Below are 19,867 nucleotides of genomic sequence, written 5' to 3'. Positions count from 1 at the left end.
CAAAACACAAATAGCAGCGATTCCCCAATTATAGGGGAATCGCTGTTTTTAATTTAAATCCGTCAGTTGTATAATAGAACCCGTATTGACCATTGGAATATGAAGGATATTCATTTCAGGAAACTCTCCTTTAAGACGTTCACAAATAAGTGGAACAGAATGTGAAGGAGCTAAAGAAAAAATGGTTGGCCCGGCACCGCTGATTGAACTGCCATAAGCTCCTTCCTCTTTTGCTAAACGTTTAATTCTAGAATAGTGAGGCATTAACTCACTTCGATACTTTTCATGGAAATCATCTCTTTCCATCATCTCTCCAACCAGTTTCCAATCATTTGTAGCAGCAGCGGCTACCAAAATGTTCGCTGCAGCACTTGAAGAAACAGCTTGAGAATGGGACAGATGAGTTGGCAATACTTCACGTGCTCTTTCAGTGTTCAACTCAAACGGAGGAATCGTTACAATTGCCCCGACATCCCCAATCGGTAATGATACAAGGGTTGATTCACAATCATTATGAATGCCGACAATCATGCCACCGTAAATGGATGCACCCACATTATCTGGATGCCCTTCCTCTAAACTCGCAAATCTTAGTTTTTCTTCCTTGCTCAAATTCAGATTACAAAAGACATTGGCAAGCTCAAGTCCCGCTACAATTGCTGACGCACTGCTGCCCAGACCTCTTGCCAACGGTATTTCACTTTTCACCATCAATCTGCAGACCGGCATTTCTGCCCCAAAATAGGCTGCAGCTTTCTTAGCCATACGAACAATAAAATTACTTTCATCCGAAGGAGTTTTCTTTAATTCATCCGATTTGATAATAACCATCCATTCATCTGATGGCATTGCTTCTATCGTCAAATACAAGCCCAGTGCGATTCCAATTGAGTCAAATCCCGGTCCCAGATTGGCTGTACTTGCCGGTATTTTAATACGCAACATGTCAGGCTGGTTCATGATGAGACTACACCGCCAAAGCATCTTACCAATTCTTCTTCATCGTTTTCAATAACAGTTGGTTGTATTTGACTGTACTCCACAGCCGTATTTGGGTCTTTAAGCCCGTTACCGGTTAATACTGCGACAACTGTTTGTCCCTTCTTTATTTCTCCTGTTTGCAATTGTTTATAGATACCTGCAATGGAAGCACAGGAAGCTGGTTCGGCAAATATTCCTTCTTTTCTGGCTAATAACTGATAAGCCTTGATAATATCATCATCATTGATTTCATCTATTTTTCCGTTTGATTCCTTTACCGCCTCAACGGCATATTCCCAACTGGCCGGATTTCCGATACGAATCGCAGTGGCTATGGTTTCTGGTTGTTCGAATACCCGATTATGTACAATCGCAGCCGCACCTTCCGCTTCGAAGCCTCTCATTTCCGGAAGCCCACTCTGGCATTGCTCATGATATTCCTTAAACCCTTTCCAATACGCTGTAATATTACCGGCATTTCCAACCGGTATTGCGAGCACATCAGGGGCCTTACCCAATTGTTTACATATCTCAAAAGCAGCCGTTTTTTGCCCTTCAATTCTGTAAGGATTCACCGAATTGACAAGTGTGATGGGAAATTTGGCACTGATGGAGCGGACCATAGCCAATGCCTGATCGAAGTTCCCTTTAATGGCATAGATTTCGGCTCCATACATAACTGCCTGAGCTAACTTACCCATGGCAATTTTCCCATCAGGAATAACAACAATGCAGCGTAGCCCGGATCGGGCTGCGTAGGCTGCAGCTGCAGCGGATGTATTGCCGGTTGAAGCACATATAATCGTATCACTGCCTTCTTCTATGGCTTTTGCTACTGCCATCACCATTCCCCGATCTTTAAAGGAGCCTGTTGGATTGGCACCTTCATATTTAACATATAAATCAATCCCCAACTCCTTTGAAAGATTATGACAGCGAATTAACGGCGTATTCCCCTCCAACAGACTTAAATTCGGGGTCTGGTTATTCACCGGTAAAAATTCTTTAAATTCCTGCAGTAACCCATTCCAGCTCATTCTATGCTCCCCCTTCAACTCGATACGTACTTTTTATGGAGTAAACTTTTTCATTAGTTTCCAGCTCACGCAATACGTTTTCAAAATTAGCCACTGGAGCCTTATGTGATACAAGTACAATTTCCGATAATTCGTTGACCTTAATTGGCAGCTGCATGATTTTCTCAAAGCTTATTCCATGGTTAGCAAAAATAGCAGTTAGCTGTGCAAAAACACCAACTTCATCCTTCACATGAATCCGCAGAAAAAATTTGCTATTAATTTCTTCATTCGTTTTTAATTTTTTATCAAATTGAGGTATAACTGCACTTCGCCCATTTACATCCAGCCTCATATTTTTCATGATGGCAACAAGATCCGATACTACTGCTGTTGCTGTTGGCAGACTGCCGGCTCCAGGTCCGTAAAACATGGTCTCACCAACTGCCTCCCCATATACATACACCGCATTATATTCGTCATTTACGGTAGCAAGAGGATGTTCCTCCGGTAAAAGGGTGGGTTGGACGCTCACCTCCACTTTATTTTCGGTTCGATTGGCAAACCCAAGCAGCTTCATAGTGTATCCAAGCCTTTTGCAGAGCGCTAGGTCCGCATCAGAAACAGTTGTAATCCCCTGTACCTTCACATCTTCCAATCCAATATTCATTGAAAAGCCCAAGGTTGCCAGAATCGCCATCTTTCTTGCTGCATCTAAGCCTTCTACATCGGCAGTTGGATCTGCTTCAGCAAAGCCAAGATCCTGTGCTTCTTTTAACGCTTCCTGATAAGAGACTTTTTCCTTGGTCATTTTCGTCATAATATAATTCGTAGTACCATTTACAATGCCCATTATTTTTGTAATATGATCTGATGCAAGTCCATCTACCAAGCTTCGTAAAATAGGGATTCCCCCAGCTACACTTGCCTCATAAAATAAATCACAGCCATTCTCTGAAGCAGTACGCAATAAATCCGGTCCATAGACTGCCATCAGATCTTTATTAGCTGTTACTATATGTTTTTTATTATTTAAAGCCTGCATCAGCAACAAGTAAGTATCTTCCACACCGCCTATTACCTCAATAACGATATCTATTTCAGGATCAGAGATGATGTCTGTTGCGGAAGTCGTTATAAGTTCGGATGATACATCCATTGCTCTATCTTTATATTTATCTTTAACAAGGATTCTTTTAATCTCTACCGGGCAACCAACCTGATGCATCAGTTTTTCCTGGTGATTCTGAATGATTTGTACCACACCTGTTCCGACAGTTCCCAGTCCCAGTAATCCAATTGTAATTGGTTTCACCCTATCTCCCCCTTTTTGTCTACCACAAAAATACATTTGTTTATGTATAGAAGACATTATAAATATAAACATAACCGTTTACAATATTAAATTAATTAAAAATTAAAATAATTTTACCCTACCGTTCTATTATACACAATATTCTAAAAATATATTTGAACCATAAGCAAAGTAAATTCTTCTCCGCATACTAAATGGGTGTCTTCTTATGGATGCAAATTTTATTCAGCAAATAATCACCTCTTATTAGCATGCTTACTAAGATATAAAAAGAAGAATATTTCATAATTAAAGCGATATGGATTTTACAAAGATTGCAAGGATAGATGATTAGCCGATAAGGAAGAAGGCCTTTTAATATGCTCATCAACCACTATTTGTACGTATTATAAATGGAAGTCGGTGTACACTTAATGAAAGATAAATCAATTGATAAAACGGAACAGACTGCAAGACAATGGCTAATGGATCGCGGCGTATCGGTAAAAGATATCGGTGAATTAGTTATGTATCTCCAGCATAAATACCATGATGATTTGCAATTGGAAGATTGTATTTACAATGTGGAACGCGTACTTTCAAAACGCGAGGTTCAAAATGCCATTTTAACCGGCATTCAATTAGATATGTTAGCTGAAAAGGGCTTATTGGAGGAACCAATACAATCCATTATTGGTGTCGATGAAGGTTTGTATGGCGTGGATGAGATTCTTGCATTAAGCATTGTTAATGTATATGGCTCCATTGGCTTTACCAACTATGGATATGTAGATAAACTTAAGCCCGGTATCCTGAAGCGATTAAATGATAAATCAACCGGAGAATGTCATACCTTTCTAGATGATATTGTCGGCGCCATCGCAGCTGCTGCCTCTAGCCGGCTGGCACACCGTATTGAAAACGTGGAGTAAAATCATTAAAGAAGGCTCACACTCGAGAATTAATCATGAGTTGTGAGCCTTTTTTTAGATTAAATAGTCCATTGATCCAATGAATCAATTGTATAAGTTGGCTTGCGGTCATAGCCTTTTAAATGTTCTCTGGTCGTAACACCAGTATGAACAAGCAATGTATCAACCCCAGCATTCATACCAGCCATAATATCCGTATCATAGTTATCTCCAACCATCAACGTCTCTTCTTTAGAGACACCCAGCACCTTCATCGCCTGTTCCATAATGATTGATTCAGGCTTTCCGATAAATATAGGCTCCGTTTGAGTAGACACAGTAACAACAGAAGTTAATGATCCATTACCTGGTAAGAGCCCTCTCTCAGTTGGAATGGCAATATCAGCATTGGTAGAAATGAATGTTGCTCCATTACGGACTGCAAGACAGGCAACCGATAATTTTTCATATGTAATTCCACGATCAATTCCAGTAATCACAAAATCAGCATCTTCATTCTTAAAGGTAAATCCTTTTTCTTTACAGGCTTCAATGATACCGTCTTCCCCAATAATGAAAACAGATGCATCTTGTTTTTTCTCATATATATAATTTGCTGTAGCCATACTTGTTGTAAAAACTTGTTCCCCTGTAGCAGGAATGTCAAATTGGCGCAGCTTTTCAGCTACCTGCTCAGGAGTACGTGATGAATTATTCGTTACAAATAAATAAGGAATCTCTTGTCTTTTTAGTTCCTGCACAAAATGGACAGCCTCCAAAATTCGTTCTGTTCCCTTATACATTGTTCCATCTAAATCAATTAAATAACCTTTATACTTTTTCATACGCATTGTTCTCTCCTGGACGTGTTAGATTTACTTCATTTACTTTACCACAGTAGCATTCAATCGAAAAGCGGAAGCCCGTCTAATTATCTCCTGATGCTAATTAGGACATACCCAAGTAGTTTAATCCTCTTTTTCTACTTTTAAGCCTTCTATTTGGCCAATTAACTTCCTATAAAATTCCGAACGAATGGAAAATCCACCGAACTCCTCATGTGTAGTACAGGTGAACCATGCAAAATTGTTCAAGTATTTCTTGTTTATAAGTTAATTCTTTCCGTGTTACAAAATAGAATGTGTCCGAGTAATCACATAAGACTTCTAATAATTGCTGATAAGTATTACCTACAGGATTTTCAGTTAAGTTCCAGATTTCCATCATAGCACCTTCTTTTATCAGGGTATTTAAAATTCAAAGTACCCAAAATGTCTAACTCAAACGATTATCACAATCATTAAAAAAACGATAAGCATATTGGCTCATCGTTTATGTACGTATCATTTATCATATGGTTTAAAAGCTGTTACGACACCTAATTCAGTTTCAATATAGCTTCTTATACATGCAGGGAATTGTTGAATAGTGTTCAAATTTTCATATACTGCTTTTTGCAGTTGCTCGTGATGAATAGCTGTGTAGGCTTGCACGAGTTCTTTCCTGTATGGGAGCAATGTTTTTAAATCAATCTCTATCGCTGAATCAATCACTTTTTCATCCAGCAGGATATCGATTATGTCTTCATAGCTGCCTGGATCTCTCATAATAAAACCATCTATCATTGAATTCCCTACATCCAGAACGGCATCAATGATGGTTTGAAAGATACGCTCTAATGCCAGTTTCTCAATAGTCGACTCAGTCCATTCTCCTTTACTTTTCAGAAGATTTGTCTGAGTTTCTAAATAAAGCAGTTTATCCTCAATTGCTTCTCGATCTACGAAGTACATCCTGTATTCCTCCTCATCAATCTCACCACATATACTATCCATTTTTAAGCTTAAATGGTTGCTAATGAAAGTTCAAGAAATTGGGGTCTCCCATAAAAATAACCCTGAGCAAGGTCTACCTTATTCCGTACCATCACCATAGCCTCATCTTCATTTTCTATTCCTTCTGCAACAACAAGAGAACCCGTTTCTTTAGCAATGAGCAGCAGACCCTTAAGCATAGATTCTTTCACACGGTTTGAATGAATATTTTGTATAACTGTACGATCGATTTTTATGATATCCGGCAATACTTCTCCTATAATATGCAAACTTGCATAGCCAGCTCCTGTATCATCAATAGCTATTCTAATTCCAAGTGAACGTAAATAGCTGACATTTGATCTTAATAGATGAACTCCTTCAATCGAATCTCTCTCGGTTATTTCAAACACTACCACGGATGGTTCAATCTCATATTTTTTTAATAACATCTCTACATGGCCAGGAAAATTACGTTCTCCCATTGTTATTGGTGTAAAATTGATATAGATATCACCCTCTATATCCGTCATTTGGATGTGTTGAAATACCTTTTCCAACACAATCATTTCAAGAGTAAACAATCTGCCAGTTTGTTTAGCGTCTGCAAATAACGTTAACGGATTTTCAAGCTTCGTTCCGGACGGTCCTCTTGATAGCATTTCCCATGCTTTAACCTTACCCGTTTCTACTTCTAAGATAGCCTGTGACATCAAGCGAATCGATTTATCATGGATAATACCAGTAAGCTGATGAATCATATCATTATAATCTGGCTCCACCTCATTACGAGCCATGGAATGAGCTAAAACAAAGGCCCGATTAACCGTTGTTTCAATATTTATATAGGTCCGGTCACAGTACATATATCCACGTCCGATTGTAAGCTCAATTGGCGAATATCTATATATGTCAGATTCCTGTACTGACTGGTGTATATTCCCTATTATATTATCCAACTGGTCAGTTCCTGGTGTGCACAAAGGACTCCTTTCATACAAGACAATGCTATCCTGATTAAAATCTTGTACTCCCATAATATTTGTTCTGTAAATATATTTTTTAATAGCTATTTCAAATTCTTTTTTTAAATCATGAAAGAAGGAGTAATAGGCTTGCTCACCAGCCATTTCCTTTAATTCATCCATTTTGCTAATATGAAATACAACAATTGCAATTTCACCTTGATTTCCAAATGCTTTTTTTATCCTTGATACAATTGGGTTTCTTATTGTAAATTTCGGAGGATAGAACAGAAGTCTCGAATCAAGAAGAAAAATGGACATCCACTTACTCCATTTTGTTCCTCCATTATAGGAATGAACCATATTACACAATCCTCTCACAAAAGCATAGTTGGGATTTAACATTAGAGCCTTAAACTTTCAGTATATTCCTATTATATCCTTTTTTTAAAATTTTTTGTTGGAAAATGTTAGAATAAGACTAGAAGTCTCCAGTATAAAAACCATAGGATTTAGAAGAATCAAATGATAATAACAAAATGGAGGAACCCATATGTCCGAGCGATTTTTTCTTTACGATGACACGTATGATACAAAAACTAGATTTGTCAGTTTCATGGGTGAAAACAGCAGAATTGACCTAGCTTTAACCAGAACCGATCGTTTCTATGGAAAAACACTTGTGTTGGATATGCAAGGAAACCGTTTCGCCATTATTGGACCAGACGATTTAGAGGAGCCCGGCTATTTGGAATATGCTTTTTCTATAACGAGTGATGAGGCATTGGAGTGGAAAAAATTCTTAGACGAGGTCATTTAACTCTGCACAGCGGTTAAAATAATAGCCCCTCAATTACGAAGAATTGGGGGCTTTTCACTCACTTTTTAGTTTTCTTTAAAATAAAGTACGAACAGCCAAAGTTACAGTATTCATACAGATATTCTTTGATGGTACTTATTTTATTATCGTAGGATGCTTTCTGATTCTGGTCATCAAAAAACCCTTTAAGGCGAAGTTGTCCATATCCCCAGTCCCCAAGTATATAGTCATAACGGTTCAATATCTCACTAAAACGGCTTTTAAAGGTCTCTTCATTAAACCCGTCTCCATGTTCTTCTACAATCTCATATTGAGTGTTATTAATGGTAATCATTTGTTCACCTCTTACTCATTTATTCCGTAATTTGTTTCCTTATTATATCATTCCCCACATATAACCATGAAGTTTTTTATTTATGATGTGGATTTCTCTAGCCCTCCATTTTCTTTATCCATGTTTACCTACTGTTATTATAATGAGCTACCTTACAGATTTTACAATCACTTTCCAATTTCCTACTAAAATAATCATCCTCATTTATCGGTATACTAACGAACAGTAAAGGAGTGTTCCAAATGTTCTATCGTATATTGATTCTATTCATTCTGGCAGCTTATATCTCCCCCTGCATACCTGTGCAAGCATCAGCCAGTCAAGATGAGCAGCAACTATTAAAAAAACGGATGGAAATGTACAAACGTGTAGAAGACTCCACCCAACTCCCTTGGTACTATATAGCTGCTTTTGATCAATATGAACGAAGTATCAGATTGGCTCGAAAAGACCTATCGGACCCAAATACACTTGGTATTCTAATTCCAGCAGATAAGTGGACCGGAATCTCAAATCCAAATACCAAAGACACTAACCCTTTAACCATTTCTTTTTTTGGTGGCATGGGGATTGATGGTGATCAAGATGGTAAAGCAGATCCCTTTAATGAATATGATCAATTAGCTGCGATAAATCAATATTTACTATCCTATGGAGTAGATAAAGATAACTTCCGTATCGGTATATGGGAATACTATAAAAGAGATCGAGCAGTAAGTATTATTATGAGCAATGCTCAATTATTTAAAAAACATCAAACCATTGATTTGCAGAAAAAAGCTTTTCCTGTTCCACTTGGCAGCCATTATACATATACAAGCACATGGGGAGTTGCCCGTGGCTGGGGTGGCCGTCGTTCTCATGAAGGTACAGATATTTTTGCAGGCTATGGTGTACCCGTAAGATCCACCTGTTATGGAATTATAGAGCTAAAGGGGTGGAATAAATTTGGCGGGTGGAGAATTGGCATTCGTGATATCAATAACACCTATCATTATTTTGCACATCTAAATGGATTTGCAAAAGGGATTGAGGTTGGTCAATTAGTTGAACCAGGCACTCTCCTTGGAGGTGTTGGCAGCTCTGGATATGGTCCCCCCGGTACATCTGGAAAATTCCCTCCTCATCTTCATTATGGGATGTATAAAGAAAACGGCCGCACTGAATGGTCCTTTAATCCATATCCGTATTTAAAGCTTTGGGAAAGCGCTGAAAAAGCCGCGAAGGCAAAGTAAACTAGAAAGGCTTGGGTCCTGTATAAAACAAGATTCAAGCCTTTTTCTATTGAACAGACCCCTATTTTGCAGGTAGTTGGATAGCAGGGGATCCCCCTGTCCCACTCCCATTGAAATAAGTAGGAACATGACCGGACACGACTCTCATTCCCATTGGAATAGTGGTTTTAATCTTCGTCGGCTTTGAAGCAAATGGGATAATAACCTGGGCATGAACTTCAACCTCTAAATAAACCTTAATCAGGGCGTTATTGATTCCGTATGGCTCCAGGGTCGTTTTGACATCACTTTGTATATCACTGATTGTTTCCATTTCCACCGGGATTTTTGGACCAAGATTACCAAGTAAGGCATTATTCGTTGCTTTCCCGAGCGGAACCTCATGTATAATTCCCTTTGAACCATTTTCCTTCACCCTTACTCGATCCTTCAGATAGTCAAAGGATGATAAATTACCATTTTCTATTTCACTTAATTGATTTTGGATAAGCAAAGAGGTTTCCGAACGGATTCTATTAATAATTTCTGTGTTAAACTGGATTCCATCCACAGCTATATCGTCTCCCTGCTTGGGTATATCTGTAATAATTTTGTCCATATCATTATGTGTGGAAAGAGTTTCTTTAATTGCTTGATTAATAACCAAGCTGGTAAGTTTTTTCGTTTCAGATTCTGCATAACGCATCAATGTAGGTTCAATAGCCGCATTCACGATCCAAAGACTGATTAGGCTCGTTCCCATAAAGAACAAAAATGTTATAATAAGGACATGCTTAACCGGCAAGGGACCCCGCATAATAGATCGTTTCCTTTTAATCCGTTTACGTCTATACATAAAAAATCCCCTCCTTACAAGTATACCTATGCTTGTAAGAAGAGGTTTATTAGCTTAATTTCATTGTATGATTGCTGAAGGTTGTATCACATTTTTTAATGGTTACATCCAGCTGTATTTTCAAATCAACTTCATATCTAAATGGGAGCTGCTCACCATTTCTTTCATACACTTCTATGACAGGGCGATCACTGTAGCCTGCATTCTGCCTAGATACGATTCCTTTTCGTCCATCATTTAATTCAACAGTGATGCCGACTGGATAAATGGCAATCGACCTCTTGAATGCATCCACAATCTCCCGATCAAATTTAGTACCTGTACCTGCATACAACAGTTCCAGAGCTTCACTTGGCAGCATCGCTTCCCGATACACACGTTTAGATGTAACAGCATCAAAAACATCTGCTACAGCAATAATTTTAGCCATGTATAAAATTTCATTGTTTTTTAGTCCTCGAGGATACCCGCTGCCATCAAGCCGTTCATGATGCTGATATGCACAATGAGCCACGAGCAATGAAAGATTGTGGACCTGTCTGAGTATATGGAATCCTTCTTCCGAATGCCGTTTAATAATTTGGAACTCACTTTCCAGAAGTTTTCCTGGTTTAAAGAGGATTTCCTCCGGAACGGCCATTTTCCCCACATCATGCAAGATTGAACCAAGTCCCAATGTTTTTAATACATCTGGCTTTAACTTTAATTCCAGACCGATGGCCAGTGAATATAGTGCCACATTTAAAGAGTGGTTAAAAACATAATTGTCAAATGCATAGATATCAGAAATAATATGAAATAAATCCTGATGTCCTTTTAATTCGGCTGTCAGTTGATCAACCAGCTTTGACATAGTCAATGCAGCCTTTTCTATGACTATACTTTTAGATTGCTTGACTTCATTCTTCATATTATCAAAGGTATCTTTAATTGTTACAATAGCTCCTCTTCGGATTTTATCTGAAATGATATCCTCAGGAATTATATGACTGGTTTCTATATCATCAATATAAACATAAGGAATATTATATTTCTGCAGCCGTTTAATCTGCCAATCTGTAATTTGCACACCTTTATGCAACAGGGTACGCCCCTTGATATCAACGATTGGCTTTCCTAAAACGGCACCCGAAGTTAAATAAGCTGTCTGAACGATTCTCATTTTTATACCTCTGTTTAGGAAAAGATTTAATGTCTATAATTTGACATCTTATCCTATATTATAACAGATTAACCTAAAATTATTTTCAAATTTTGGAATATATTATAAAAAATTGTTTGTTAATCACACTATTCCATTAGTTCGTTAACATAAAAAAAGAGCACCCCTTTAGGAGTTGCTCTACATAAATTGAATTGCATCTTTTCCAAGCATTCCTGGAACAATCCCTCTTCTTTTGGCTTCTTCCGTTACTGATTCGAGCGGAGCATTCAATAATTCCTCTAGGGTACGTACCCCTACCGCTCTTCCGGCAATAATCCTACGTTCGTTGAGCCTTTCATTCAATAATCCAATATCCAGTGCTCCGCACATAATATATCCCTTCTGTCCGGCAATTGCCAGTAGAGATGTCTTTGGAAGCTGTACACTCACACCCTTATATAATTTACCGTCTATTTCAAAGGGCACAAATTCAATCATGAGCACCACCCCTTATTCCAGTACCATTCATAAAGTATATGGCTGCTCACCCTAAAAAATGCCGTTAAGATGCAAGCTGCGCTAATTTCCAGGCAAGAATATCTCTAAGAAATTCTGGCATCAAATAGGTTTTGTTCTCAACCTCTCTGACTTCCGGAAAAAGATGGCCAAACGTAAACATATCAGGAATGGCCACCCTGTACAGCTCCTGTGTATTAATTTGTTTACCATTATGTAACCAACAGCTCTGATTATCCCTATCTATCAATTGAACACCGTCATAAACAAATGATCCCATTATTTTCCCCCTAAAGCCAAGACCCTTTACTTGCAGATGAGGCCAGTCGGGATTACGAGTCAGATTTAAAATTTGTATTAATTTTTCTCCTGTAATGGTTAATATACATGGATTAATTGGGTGAGGACAAATTTTGTGGATATCATATTTAGTCACATCTTTAGCATCCAAACCATCCAATAGTAGACCTGAATTTAATAAGGCGATATCCACTTCACACCATTCCTTCAACCCTTGGCAAAGTAATTTAGAAAGATCTGAATCATGAAACCAGTCAGTTTTTAACGGCTGTTCTAGAGTTAGTATCGTTTCATTGAGAGTTGTCTTTCCGATTTGGTACAGTTTATCTGCCATTAACTGATCTGCTACCGTTAATCCATCTGCTCGCATATCTACAAGACCCGCCCGTGTAGAAATAAATCCTTCATCTATTGTTACTTCTGCATGACCGACGTACATTCCATATTTACCTGCACAACATAAAAGAGTTTGGTTAATCCTTTTTCCACTATGCAAAATATGATGAGTATGCCCTCCAATAATCAGAGAAATTTCCGGATGTTTGGCTGCGATAATTTCATCACTTGGTAAGCCTAAGTGAGATAATAAAATTATAATATCTGCTTTTCCCTTTAATTCATTTATAATACGTTCGACCTCATAAAATGGATCTGTGATGGACCACCCTAGGAGATGATACAATTCAGTAAATGGAGCTGTTACGCCAAAAAAAGCAATACGCCTTCCTTTAGGCGTTACCCTAATATAATATGGCAAAGCCCAGCTAGGTCTGCTTCCATCAGGTTTATAAAGATTGGCAACGGTAACTGAAAATTCGGCTTCCTCATATAAATGATCCAATTCATCATGGGGTAATGTAATTCCCTCGTTATTGCCAATCGTTGCACCGTTTATGCCCGCTTCATTTAATAATTGAATATTTCCTTTTCCCATTGTACCTTCCGTAAAAGGATGAAATCGGTCAACATGATCGCCTATATCGAGCTTAAACACAATATCTCCGGCTTCCTCATATGCCGCCTGCTGATTATTCATATATGTTACAATTTTATTCCAATGCTCAAAATGACTATGTATATCATTTATATGAAACAAATGAATTGTTTCCTTCATATTCCCACCTCTAAATTAACGCTTGTACCCCTTCCCAGATCAATTTTATGCCAACTACTACCAGCATGATTCTGAGTGCGATGACCAAGGTTGTACTTTTCATTTTCGTATTTACAAAGGCACCCAATTTTGCTCCAATATATCCACCCGGTATTAGCGCCAATGCATAAAGCCAATTGACATGGCCTTGAAAAATGTGGCTAATGGATCCAATAATGGAAGAGAAGAATATTAACAACATCGATGTCCCGACAGCGACATGGGGAGGAAAATGGAACGCAATCAACATAACCGGTACCATCAAAGAGCCTCCGCCTATCCCAAATAACGAAGAGAGAAAGCCGACCGCAAAAGAGACCAATATGGCGCTACTTTTTTTGTAACCATATTGATGCTCACGCCCTTCCTTATCTATGTATGTACGTGTAACCATCCCGTTGAAATTCTTCTTTTTTGGCTTCAGTTTATTTCTGACCATAAGGAGAAAGGACATGAAAACCATAAGGATTCCAAACAGGATATTAAAGGCATCCACATTTAAATAGGAATTGGCCCATCCTCCAATCAAACTGCCTGGCGCAATCCCAATCAAAAATAAATATGCACTTTTATAGTCCACAGTCTTCTGCTTTAAATAAGCAAGAGTAGAAGACAGCCCCGTAAAAATCAGGGTAAACAGAGAAGTACCCACTGCCATTTGGGGGCTGAGGGCACCGAGGATTCCACCTGATAAAAATAATAGAATCGGAACGATGATAATACCTCCGCCCAATCCAACAAGGGAACCGAAAAAGCCGGCAGCTACCCCCACAATTATTAATAAAATATAACTCATATAATCCGCCTTCCAATGATTTAGTAATAAAGAGACAAAGCTGCTTGATTATAGCTCATCGGTTGTTTATATCATTAATAACACCTCGACGTTATTGCAGAGAAAAATCGTCCAGGCGTATCTGCCTAATAAATCCTTGCGATGTTCCTTCCAACCGCTGGAGGCTTTTAACTTGATTCAGTCGAAGTTTGAACTCCTACTGATTTATCTCACGACCTAATCGAGGTGGGGAGACTTCTGCTGAATCAAGTTAAAACAAATCCATTTGTCTCGGATTTAAATCTTGATAGCTTATCCCGAGCATTTGTTGAAATTCCTTTGCGTTACCAGCGGCGTCTCCACCGGAATTATTGTTAAATAAGACAATGATATCCCTTGTATCCTTTGCTAACTCCTGGATTCTCATTCTCCATTCAAGCAGTTCTTCTTCATTGTATTTATATAAATATCGAACTTCCCGCCAATTTGCATCATTCGGTTTATTCCAGCCATACACATTTCTTCCATGCATCCGCACAAGTGTAACTTCGGAATCGGTTGCAACTGGTACTGTCGGGATTGAACCCTCGCCTGCTTGCGGTTCATCCACAATTGAATGAATCCACCCTTCTTCTTTCATAAAAGACAAGGTTGCTTCACGATATTTCTCACTAAACCATGATTGATTTCTGAATTCCAAGACCACCTTACAATCGCCCATCATTTCCTTGCAATACCTTAAATAACTGACGTTTTCTTTTTTACAATCAAACCATGGGGGAAATTGAAACAAAACCAAGGCCAGCTTATTCGCGTTACTGTACGGCTTTAAGGAATCCTTAAAAGCATGGAACATGTCTTTTTTTGATTCAAAAGGGATATCGCCACGCTGATGGCCCGTCATTCCTTGATAGGCTTTAACTATAAATTTAAAAGAATCAGGTGTCTCTTTAACCCATTTCTCAGCGTTCCTAATCGGCTGTACCGCGTAAAAGGAGGCATCAACTTCCACTACCGGAAAATGGCTGCTGTACTCAGCCAGCTTATCTTTAGGCTTAATAGTTGAAGGATAAAGGGTATCATGATCACCCCAACCAGTTACACCAATATAAATCATAAAGGATCTCCTCCTACGTCATATAATAGCATATGAATACAGATCCTTGGTGAATGGTGCTCCTTTGTTATGGAGGACTACATTTAATCCTATATACAAAAAAGACGGCACATTTCATGCCGTCTTTTTTACCAGATTATTAAACTCCTTTGTACGCTTCTCTTAAGATTTCTTCCAGTTCACTGATTAGAGGTAATTTTGGATTGGCAGTTGTACATTGGTCTTCAAATGCACGCTCTGCTAATATTTTTACATTTTCCTCAAATCTTTCTTGAGTTATTCCTTGTCCTTTAATGCTCATATCGATTTCCAATGATTTACCCAGCTCAGTGACAGCCTCTATTAATGACTGAACCCCTTCTTCAGTTGTGCTTGCAGGTAGTCCCAGTATTCTGGCTATTTGAGCATATCGCTCATCCGCACAGTAGTATTCATATTTAGGGAAGAGCGCATGTTTTCTTGGACGAATGGCATTGTAACGAATAACATGCGGCATAAGAATTGCATTAGAGCGGCCATGCGGGATATGGAATTCAGCTCCAATCTTATGTGCTAGGCTGTGATTAATACCCAGGAAGGCATTGGAGAAGGCCATCCCTGCCATACAGGATGCATTATGCATTTTCTCACGAGCTTCCTCATTCGCTCCGTCATGGTACGCTGTTTTTAAATTATTAAAGACTAGTTCAATAGCTTTTAAGGCTAAACCATCTGTATAATCATTTGCCATTACAGACACATAAGCCTCAATGGCATGTGTTAAAACGTCCATCCCTGTATCAGCTGTGATATTTTTAGGAACAGTCATGACAAACTGGGAATCCAGGATTGCTACATCCGGTGTTAAGGCATAGTCAGCCAGCGGATACTTTACATTCGTTTCTTTATCCGTAATAACCGCAAATGGCGTTACTTCAGAACCAGTACCGGAGGTGGTCGGGATGGCAACAAATTGGGCTTTTTCACCTAAGTCAGGATATTTATACGTACGTTTCCTGATATCAATGAATTTTTGTTTAATGTTAAAGAATGATGTTTCCGGTTGTTCATAGAATAACCACATGCCCTTCGCTGCATCCAGCGCAGAACCACCGCCCAGAGCGACAATTACATCCGGCTCAAAGCTATGCATTAATTTAGCACCCTTGAATACTGTTTCATCAGATGGATCCGGTTCAACATCCGCAAACATTTCGATTGCTTCAATCCCTTTATTTTTCCATAAATATTCTTTAACAATATCAACATAACCAAGGCTTACCATGCCTGGATCCGTTACAATAAAGGCACGTTTGATTCTTCTCATTTTTGCTAGATACTGTGTGGAATACTTCTCAAAATAAATTTTTGGCGGCAATTTAAACCATTGCATATTATTACGACGCTGTGTCATCATCTTCACGTTAATCAAGTGAGTAGCTGATACATTTTCAGAAACTGAGTTATTTCCATAAGAGCCACAACCAAGTGTTAAAGATGGAATGAAGGCATTATAGATGTCACCAATTCCTCCTTGAGCAGATGGGGAATTTACAATAATACGACATGCTTTCATTTTTATTCCGTATTCCCGTTGGATTTGTTCATTGGTGCTATGAATAACGGCCGAGTGTCCAAGACCACCTAAGTTCAGCATATCCATACATGCACCAAAGCCCTCTTCCGTAGATTTAACACGGATACACGCCAATACCGGACTTAATTTTTCACGAGATAAAGGATATTGTGGACCTGCACCATCAATTTCGGCAATTATTATTTTGGTATGCTCAGGTACTTTAATTCCAGCCATTTCAGCTATCTCATTAGCAGATTTTCCAACAATATGAGCATTAACGGCACATGATTGTTCATCAATAACAAGACGTTCAAGTTTCTTTAATTCTTTATCATTTACAAAATAGCAGTTATTTTTTATAAACTCTTGTTTAACTTCTTCATAGATCTGATCATCTACAATAATAGCTTGCTCAGAGGCACAGATCATGCCGTTATCAAAAGACTTCGATAAAATAACATCATTGACTGCACGCTTTACTTTAGCTGACTTTTCAATATAACAAGGTACGTTACCAGGACCTACACCTAGTGCCGGCTTACCTGTAGAATAAGCTGATTTAACCATTCCTGCTCCGCCTGTCGCAAGCACTAATGCGATATCTTTATGATTCATTAATTGCTTTGTAGCTTCAATGGATGGGTGCTCAATCCATTGAATACATCCTTTAGGAGCACCTGCAGCTACGGCAGCATCATGCAGGACTTGCGCCGCCTTCTTGGAGCATTCTTGTGCTGATGGATGGAAAGCAAATATAATTGGGTTACGTGTCTTAATAGATATTAAAGCTTTAAACATAGTAGTCGAAGTAGGATTCGTAACTGGTGTGACACCTGCAACAATTCCGACAGGCTCTGCAATCTCCATGACACCTGTTTGTTGATCTTCACGAATGACACCAACCGTTTTATCGTATTTAATACTGTGCCAAATATATTCCGTTGCAAACATGTTTTTAGTACATTTATCTTCGTAAATCCCTCTGCCAGTCTCTTCCACCGCCATTTTAGCTAAAAGCATGTGTTGATCAAGACCGGCAATTGCCATTTGATGAACAATCTCATCGATTTTTTCTTGATCAAATGTCTCAAATGTACGCAGGGCCGATTTTCCATTTTCGATTAACTCTTCAATCATCTCAGATACCTTAAGGACTTCTTCTATTTTTTCTTCTTTAACAGCCATTTCAATTTCCTCCTTATAGAAAACTTAGTATTGGTCGTAAATAGTCCCACAGGGATAAAATACGTCCCTATTAGTGAAAAAAATTACTGAACATCCTATCTGACAATTTAATTTTATCAGATTATTTAAAATCAGTCTGTAAACAATTTGTGAACACCTTCACCTTACAGATTGTGAAATACTTCACATACTTATTATATGCCTGCTTTATGTATTTGTCTAACTGTAGTCATTATTTTTTGAATTTAAGTCCTTTGTCATAGATCCACTTCTATCGGATTGACAGAGAAGTCTTTATATTGACAAAATAATAAACTCAAGTAAAGTAATTCTTAAATAGAACTGAAGGGAGAATGATTCCTATGTACAAAAAAGCCCTCTTACTGGCAGGCTTAGTTTTTTCTTTAACTGCATGCTCTTCTGGTAATGAAGAAGAATCGCAAAAACCACTAACAGAAGAAGAAAAAATATATGCCAATAACTGTGCTTCCTGCCATGGCAATGCTTTAGAAGGCTATGCCGGACCAAAGCTTGAGGATATCGGAAATAGTATGAGTAAGGATGAAATCCTGGATATAATCAATAACGGTGCGAAAGGAATGCCTGCAGGAATAATCAAAGGCGAGGATGCAGAGAAAGTTGCTGCATGGCTTGCTGAGAAAAAGTAGAATAGAGATTTAAAGAGAGATATGGAATCAATGGTTTATGGTTTAATGAAAATTAAACAGCACTAAGAAATGCCGTTACCACTACGTAACGGCATTTCTTAGTGTTCTATATAATCCTTTTGTCTATCTTGTACGGCAAATTGTTGCGATGCTAAACCAATACGATTTTCATACATTTTCTGCGCCATAACTTTCTTAGCCATTTGAGCTGCTTCCATATAGTACTCATCGCTTACTGTAGCTTTGATTGAAAATCGTAAGCCATACGGACTGCTATCTAATGAAGATAAGCCATGAACTTGATAGGGTTCGAGATATTCTCCTTTTAAATCAGTTTTGAGATAATGGATTTGCTTTTGGTTGAGTTCATCACATACCTCAGCAAGTAACTCTTCTATTTTTGCAGGATTCTCTTGGAAACTAACAATTACGCTCTCAAAAATTCTTCTCCTTTCAACATTTCCGTTTTCTACTTTGCGAATTTCACCATTTGGAACTGTCATTAGTTTTCCGTTAAGTAATCGGATTTTCACCACTCTAAATCCCATATCCTCTACTGTCCCACCATCTATTTCCCCATTTACGTGGACAAAATCCCCTCGCTGAAATTGTTTTTCGAATATCATAAAAAACCCTGCCAGAAGATCAGTCATAATTTTTTGGGCACCCAGTCCAACTACAATTCCTACCACTCCGCCGGCAACCAGTATATTTTTGATATCCACGAAGGGTTTAATCATGGCAAGAATAATAATAAAGAAACCCAAATAATTAGACGTGTTGCGTACTACAGATTCAATTGTTTGTTCCTTTTTCTCAATCAAAAAATTTGTATGCTTAAAGAACTTGTGAAGAATAAACCTGACGAGATAAATCAAAGCATAGGTGATGATAAAAGTGTATAGGATTGTTAATCCATAACTTTTGAGTTGAGGCCAATCAATGCTGATATAACTTTGTAACCTGTTAATAAAGTCCATATCTATCCTCCCTAATTATAAAAACAATATAAGGATTACTAAATACTACTAAATATTCTTTTATTATCCAAGTGTTATTGTTTAATAAAATCCATTAGACCTATTTAAATAAAATAGAGGCAGATGCTATGGAGTCTAAATTATATGGTTCATGGCTAATATAAGTTGCATTGCTTATTCTTCCTTCGGTAAAGATGGGGCATAGCCGCGTCATAGGTGGCTTCCTCCACCTTTCCTGCACCTTTACCCCGGTATAGGTGGGGCAT

Annotated in this window: 20 protein-coding genes; 4 read left to right on the top strand and 16 right to left on the bottom strand. The window is 38.3% G+C overall.

Translation table 11 applies throughout. From position 1 onward, the window contains the following. Positions 1-48: 48 nt before the first annotated feature. The 3 genes from thrB to FHY47_RS11965 are packed head-to-tail and all read right to left on the bottom strand — an operon-like array spanning position 49 to position 3,312. Positions 49-960 (bottom strand): homoserine kinase, encoded by a 912-nt coding sequence (thrB, locus tag FHY47_RS11975; protein WP_066106554.1) that lies wholly within the window; start codon positions 958-960, stop codon positions 49-51. Then, positions 957-2,018, bottom strand: coding sequence for a threonine synthase (gene thrC / locus FHY47_RS11970; protein ID WP_066106550.1), 1,062 nt, complete (start codon positions 2,016-2,018; stop codon positions 957-959). The genes thrB and thrC overlap by 4 nt, the downstream gene beginning before the upstream one ends. 1 nt (position 2,019) lies before the next feature. Then, positions 2,020-3,312: a homoserine dehydrogenase gene (locus tag FHY47_RS11965; protein WP_180349984.1), complete on the bottom strand. Its 1,293-nt coding sequence runs from the start codon at positions 3,310-3,312 to the stop codon at positions 2,020-2,022. A gap of 413 nt (positions 3,313-3,725) precedes the next feature. Between FHY47_RS11965 and FHY47_RS11960 the strand changes: the two genes are divergently transcribed. Next, positions 3,726-4,223, top strand: coding sequence for a phosphatidylglycerophosphatase A family protein (locus FHY47_RS11960; protein ID WP_066106546.1), 498 nt, complete (start codon positions 3,726-3,728; stop codon positions 4,221-4,223). A 59-nt stretch (positions 4,224-4,282) separates the two neighbouring features. Here the strand turns inward: FHY47_RS11960 and FHY47_RS11955 are convergent, their stop codons facing one another. The 4 genes from FHY47_RS11955 to FHY47_RS11945 form a co-directional block, all read right to left on the bottom strand. Then, positions 4,283-5,047 carry a TIGR01457 family HAD-type hydrolase gene (locus tag FHY47_RS11955; RefSeq protein WP_066106910.1) on the bottom strand — a complete coding sequence of 255 codons (765 nt, stop codon included), beginning with the start codon at positions 5,045-5,047 and terminating at the stop codon, positions 4,283-4,285. 211 nt (positions 5,048-5,258) lie between these two features. Beyond that, complete coding sequence (locus tag FHY47_RS18980) at positions 5,259-5,426, bottom strand: hypothetical protein (protein WP_187393485.1); 168 nt, start codon at positions 5,424-5,426, stop codon at positions 5,259-5,261. 119 nt (positions 5,427-5,545) lie between these two features. Further along, a complete protein-coding gene (locus tag FHY47_RS11950) occupies positions 5,546-5,995 on the bottom strand; it encodes a DUF86 domain-containing protein (RefSeq protein WP_148630716.1) in 450 nt (149 codons plus the stop codon). A gap of 50 nt (positions 5,996-6,045) precedes the next feature. Beyond that, on the bottom strand, positions 6,046-7,302 hold the full coding sequence (locus FHY47_RS11945; protein WP_222861903.1) for an EAL domain-containing protein: 1,257 nt from the start codon (positions 7,300-7,302) through the stop codon (positions 6,046-6,048). A gap of 232 nt (positions 7,303-7,534) precedes the next feature. Here FHY47_RS11945 and FHY47_RS11940 point away from each other — a divergent pair, with 232 nt between their 5' ends. After that, entirely contained in the window at positions 7,535-7,801 is a 267-nt protein-coding gene (locus FHY47_RS11940) for a DUF3055 domain-containing protein (protein ID WP_066106537.1), read from the top strand. A 58-nt stretch (positions 7,802-7,859) separates the two neighbouring features. On the opposite strand, the gene FHY47_RS11935 is transcribed toward FHY47_RS11940, so the two are convergent. After that, the gene (locus FHY47_RS11935; protein ID WP_066106535.1) at positions 7,860-8,135 is read right to left on the bottom strand and encodes a YutD family protein; all 276 of its coding nucleotides are present in this window, start codon (positions 8,133-8,135) and stop codon (positions 7,860-7,862) included. 242 nt (positions 8,136-8,377) lie between these two features. Between FHY47_RS11935 and FHY47_RS11930 the strand changes: the two genes are divergently transcribed. Then, complete coding sequence (locus FHY47_RS11930; RefSeq protein ID WP_148630712.1) at positions 8,378-9,370, top strand: M23 family metallopeptidase; 993 nt, start codon at positions 8,378-8,380, stop codon at positions 9,368-9,370. Between the two features lie 61 nt (positions 9,371-9,431). On the opposite strand, the gene yunB is transcribed toward FHY47_RS11930, so the two are convergent. From yunB to adhE, 7 genes are all read right to left on the bottom strand, one after another. Beyond that, entirely contained in the window at positions 9,432-10,205 is a 774-nt protein-coding gene (gene yunB, locus FHY47_RS11925) for a sporulation protein YunB (RefSeq protein ID WP_140461720.1), read from the bottom strand. A gap of 49 nt (positions 10,206-10,254) precedes the next feature. Further along, the gene (locus tag FHY47_RS11920; protein ID WP_148630710.1) at positions 10,255-11,367 is read right to left on the bottom strand and encodes an HD-GYP domain-containing protein; all 1,113 of its coding nucleotides are present in this window, start codon (positions 11,365-11,367) and stop codon (positions 10,255-10,257) included. A 180-nt stretch (positions 11,368-11,547) separates the two neighbouring features. Continuing rightward, a complete protein-coding gene (locus tag FHY47_RS11915; RefSeq protein ID WP_066106526.1) occupies positions 11,548-11,847 on the bottom strand; it encodes a YunC family protein in 300 nt (99 codons plus the stop codon). A gap of 64 nt (positions 11,848-11,911) precedes the next feature. Continuing rightward, the gene (locus FHY47_RS11910) at positions 11,912-13,279 is read right to left on the bottom strand and encodes a bifunctional metallophosphatase/5'-nucleotidase (protein WP_148630707.1); all 1,368 of its coding nucleotides are present in this window, start codon (positions 13,277-13,279) and stop codon (positions 11,912-11,914) included. 10 nt (positions 13,280-13,289) lie between these two features. Further along, a complete protein-coding gene (locus FHY47_RS11905) occupies positions 13,290-14,114 on the bottom strand; it encodes a sulfite exporter TauE/SafE family protein (RefSeq protein WP_140461723.1) in 825 nt (274 codons plus the stop codon). Between the two features lie 250 nt (positions 14,115-14,364). Next, positions 14,365-15,210 carry a DUF72 domain-containing protein gene (locus tag FHY47_RS11900; RefSeq protein ID WP_140461724.1) on the bottom strand — a complete coding sequence of 282 codons (846 nt, stop codon included), beginning with the start codon at positions 15,208-15,210 and terminating at the stop codon, positions 14,365-14,367. 139 nt (positions 15,211-15,349) lie between these two features. Further along, positions 15,350-17,953: a bifunctional acetaldehyde-CoA/alcohol dehydrogenase gene (gene adhE, locus FHY47_RS11895; protein WP_140461725.1), complete on the bottom strand. Its 2,604-nt coding sequence runs from the start codon at positions 17,951-17,953 to the stop codon at positions 15,350-15,352. A 362-nt stretch (positions 17,954-18,315) separates the two neighbouring features. Here adhE and FHY47_RS11890 point away from each other — a divergent pair, with 362 nt between their 5' ends. After that, complete coding sequence (locus tag FHY47_RS11890; protein ID WP_066106511.1) at positions 18,316-18,621, top strand: c-type cytochrome; 306 nt, start codon at positions 18,316-18,318, stop codon at positions 18,619-18,621. A 98-nt stretch (positions 18,622-18,719) separates the two neighbouring features. Here FHY47_RS11890 and FHY47_RS11885 read toward each other — a convergent pair whose 3' ends face one another. Further along, a complete protein-coding gene (locus FHY47_RS11885) occupies positions 18,720-19,601 on the bottom strand; it encodes a mechanosensitive ion channel family protein (RefSeq protein ID WP_148630705.1) in 882 nt (293 codons plus the stop codon). Positions 19,602-19,867: the final 266 nt, after the last annotated feature.

Origin of the sequence: Bacillus sp. E214 (assembly GCF_008087365.1) — a bacterium.
GTDB lineage: Bacteria > Bacillota > Bacilli > Bacillales > Pradoshiaceae > Pradoshia.
Note: the sequence above shows the minus strand (reverse complement) of the source record. Positions and strands in the feature narration are given on the sequence as shown.

Excerpts from the sequence above, each read along its gene's own strand:
- FHY47_RS11950 (WP_148630716.1), bottom strand. The coding sequence starts at position 5,995 with ATGTACTTCGTAGATCGAGAAGCAATTGAGGATAAACTGCTTTATTTA.
- FHY47_RS11945 (WP_222861903.1), bottom strand. The coding sequence starts at position 7,302 with ATGTCCATTTTTCTTCTTGATTCGAGACTTCTGTTCTATCCTCCGAAA.
- FHY47_RS11940 (WP_066106537.1), top strand. The coding sequence starts at position 7,535 with ATGTCCGAGCGATTTTTTCTTTACGATGACACGTATGATACAAAAACT.
- FHY47_RS11915 (WP_066106526.1), bottom strand. The coding sequence starts at position 11,847 with ATGATTGAATTTGTGCCCTTTGAAATAGACGGTAAATTATATAAGGGT.
- FHY47_RS11905 (WP_140461723.1), bottom strand. The coding sequence starts at position 14,114 with ATGAGTTATATTTTATTAATAATTGTGGGGGTAGCTGCCGGCTTTTTC.
- FHY47_RS11920 (WP_148630710.1), bottom strand. The coding sequence starts at position 11,367 with ATGAGAATCGTTCAGACAGCTTATTTAACTTCGGGTGCCGTTTTAGGA.
- yunB (WP_140461720.1), bottom strand. The coding sequence starts at position 10,205 with ATGTATAGACGTAAACGGATTAAAAGGAAACGATCTATTATGCGGGGT.
- FHY47_RS11935 (WP_066106535.1), bottom strand. The coding sequence starts at position 8,135 with ATGATTACCATTAATAACACTCAATATGAGATTGTAGAAGAACATGGA.
- thrB (WP_066106554.1), bottom strand. The coding sequence starts at position 960 with ATGAACCAGCCTGACATGTTGCGTATTAAAATACCGGCAAGTACAGCC.
- FHY47_RS11885 (WP_148630705.1), bottom strand. The coding sequence starts at position 19,601 with ATGGACTTTATTAACAGGTTACAAAGTTATATCAGCATTGATTGGCCT.
- FHY47_RS11960 (WP_066106546.1), top strand. The coding sequence starts at position 3,726 with ATGAAAGATAAATCAATTGATAAAACGGAACAGACTGCAAGACAATGG.
- adhE (WP_140461725.1), bottom strand. The coding sequence starts at position 17,953 with ATGGCTGTTAAAGAAGAAAAAATAGAAGAAGTCCTTAAGGTATCTGAG.
- FHY47_RS11930 (WP_148630712.1), top strand. The coding sequence starts at position 8,378 with ATGTTCTATCGTATATTGATTCTATTCATTCTGGCAGCTTATATCTCC.
- FHY47_RS11955 (WP_066106910.1), bottom strand. The coding sequence starts at position 5,047 with ATGAAAAAGTATAAAGGTTATTTAATTGATTTAGATGGAACAATGTAT.
- FHY47_RS11910 (WP_148630707.1), bottom strand. The coding sequence starts at position 13,279 with ATGAAGGAAACAATTCATTTGTTTCATATAAATGATATACATAGTCAT.
- FHY47_RS18980 (WP_187393485.1), bottom strand. The coding sequence starts at position 5,426 with ATGGAAATCTGGAACTTAACTGAAAATCCTGTAGGTAATACTTATCAG.
- thrC (WP_066106550.1), bottom strand. The coding sequence starts at position 2,018 with ATGAGCTGGAATGGGTTACTGCAGGAATTTAAAGAATTTTTACCGGTG.
- FHY47_RS11900 (WP_140461724.1), bottom strand. The coding sequence starts at position 15,210 with ATGATTTATATTGGTGTAACTGGTTGGGGTGATCATGATACCCTTTAT.
- FHY47_RS11890 (WP_066106511.1), top strand. The coding sequence starts at position 18,316 with ATGTACAAAAAAGCCCTCTTACTGGCAGGCTTAGTTTTTTCTTTAACT.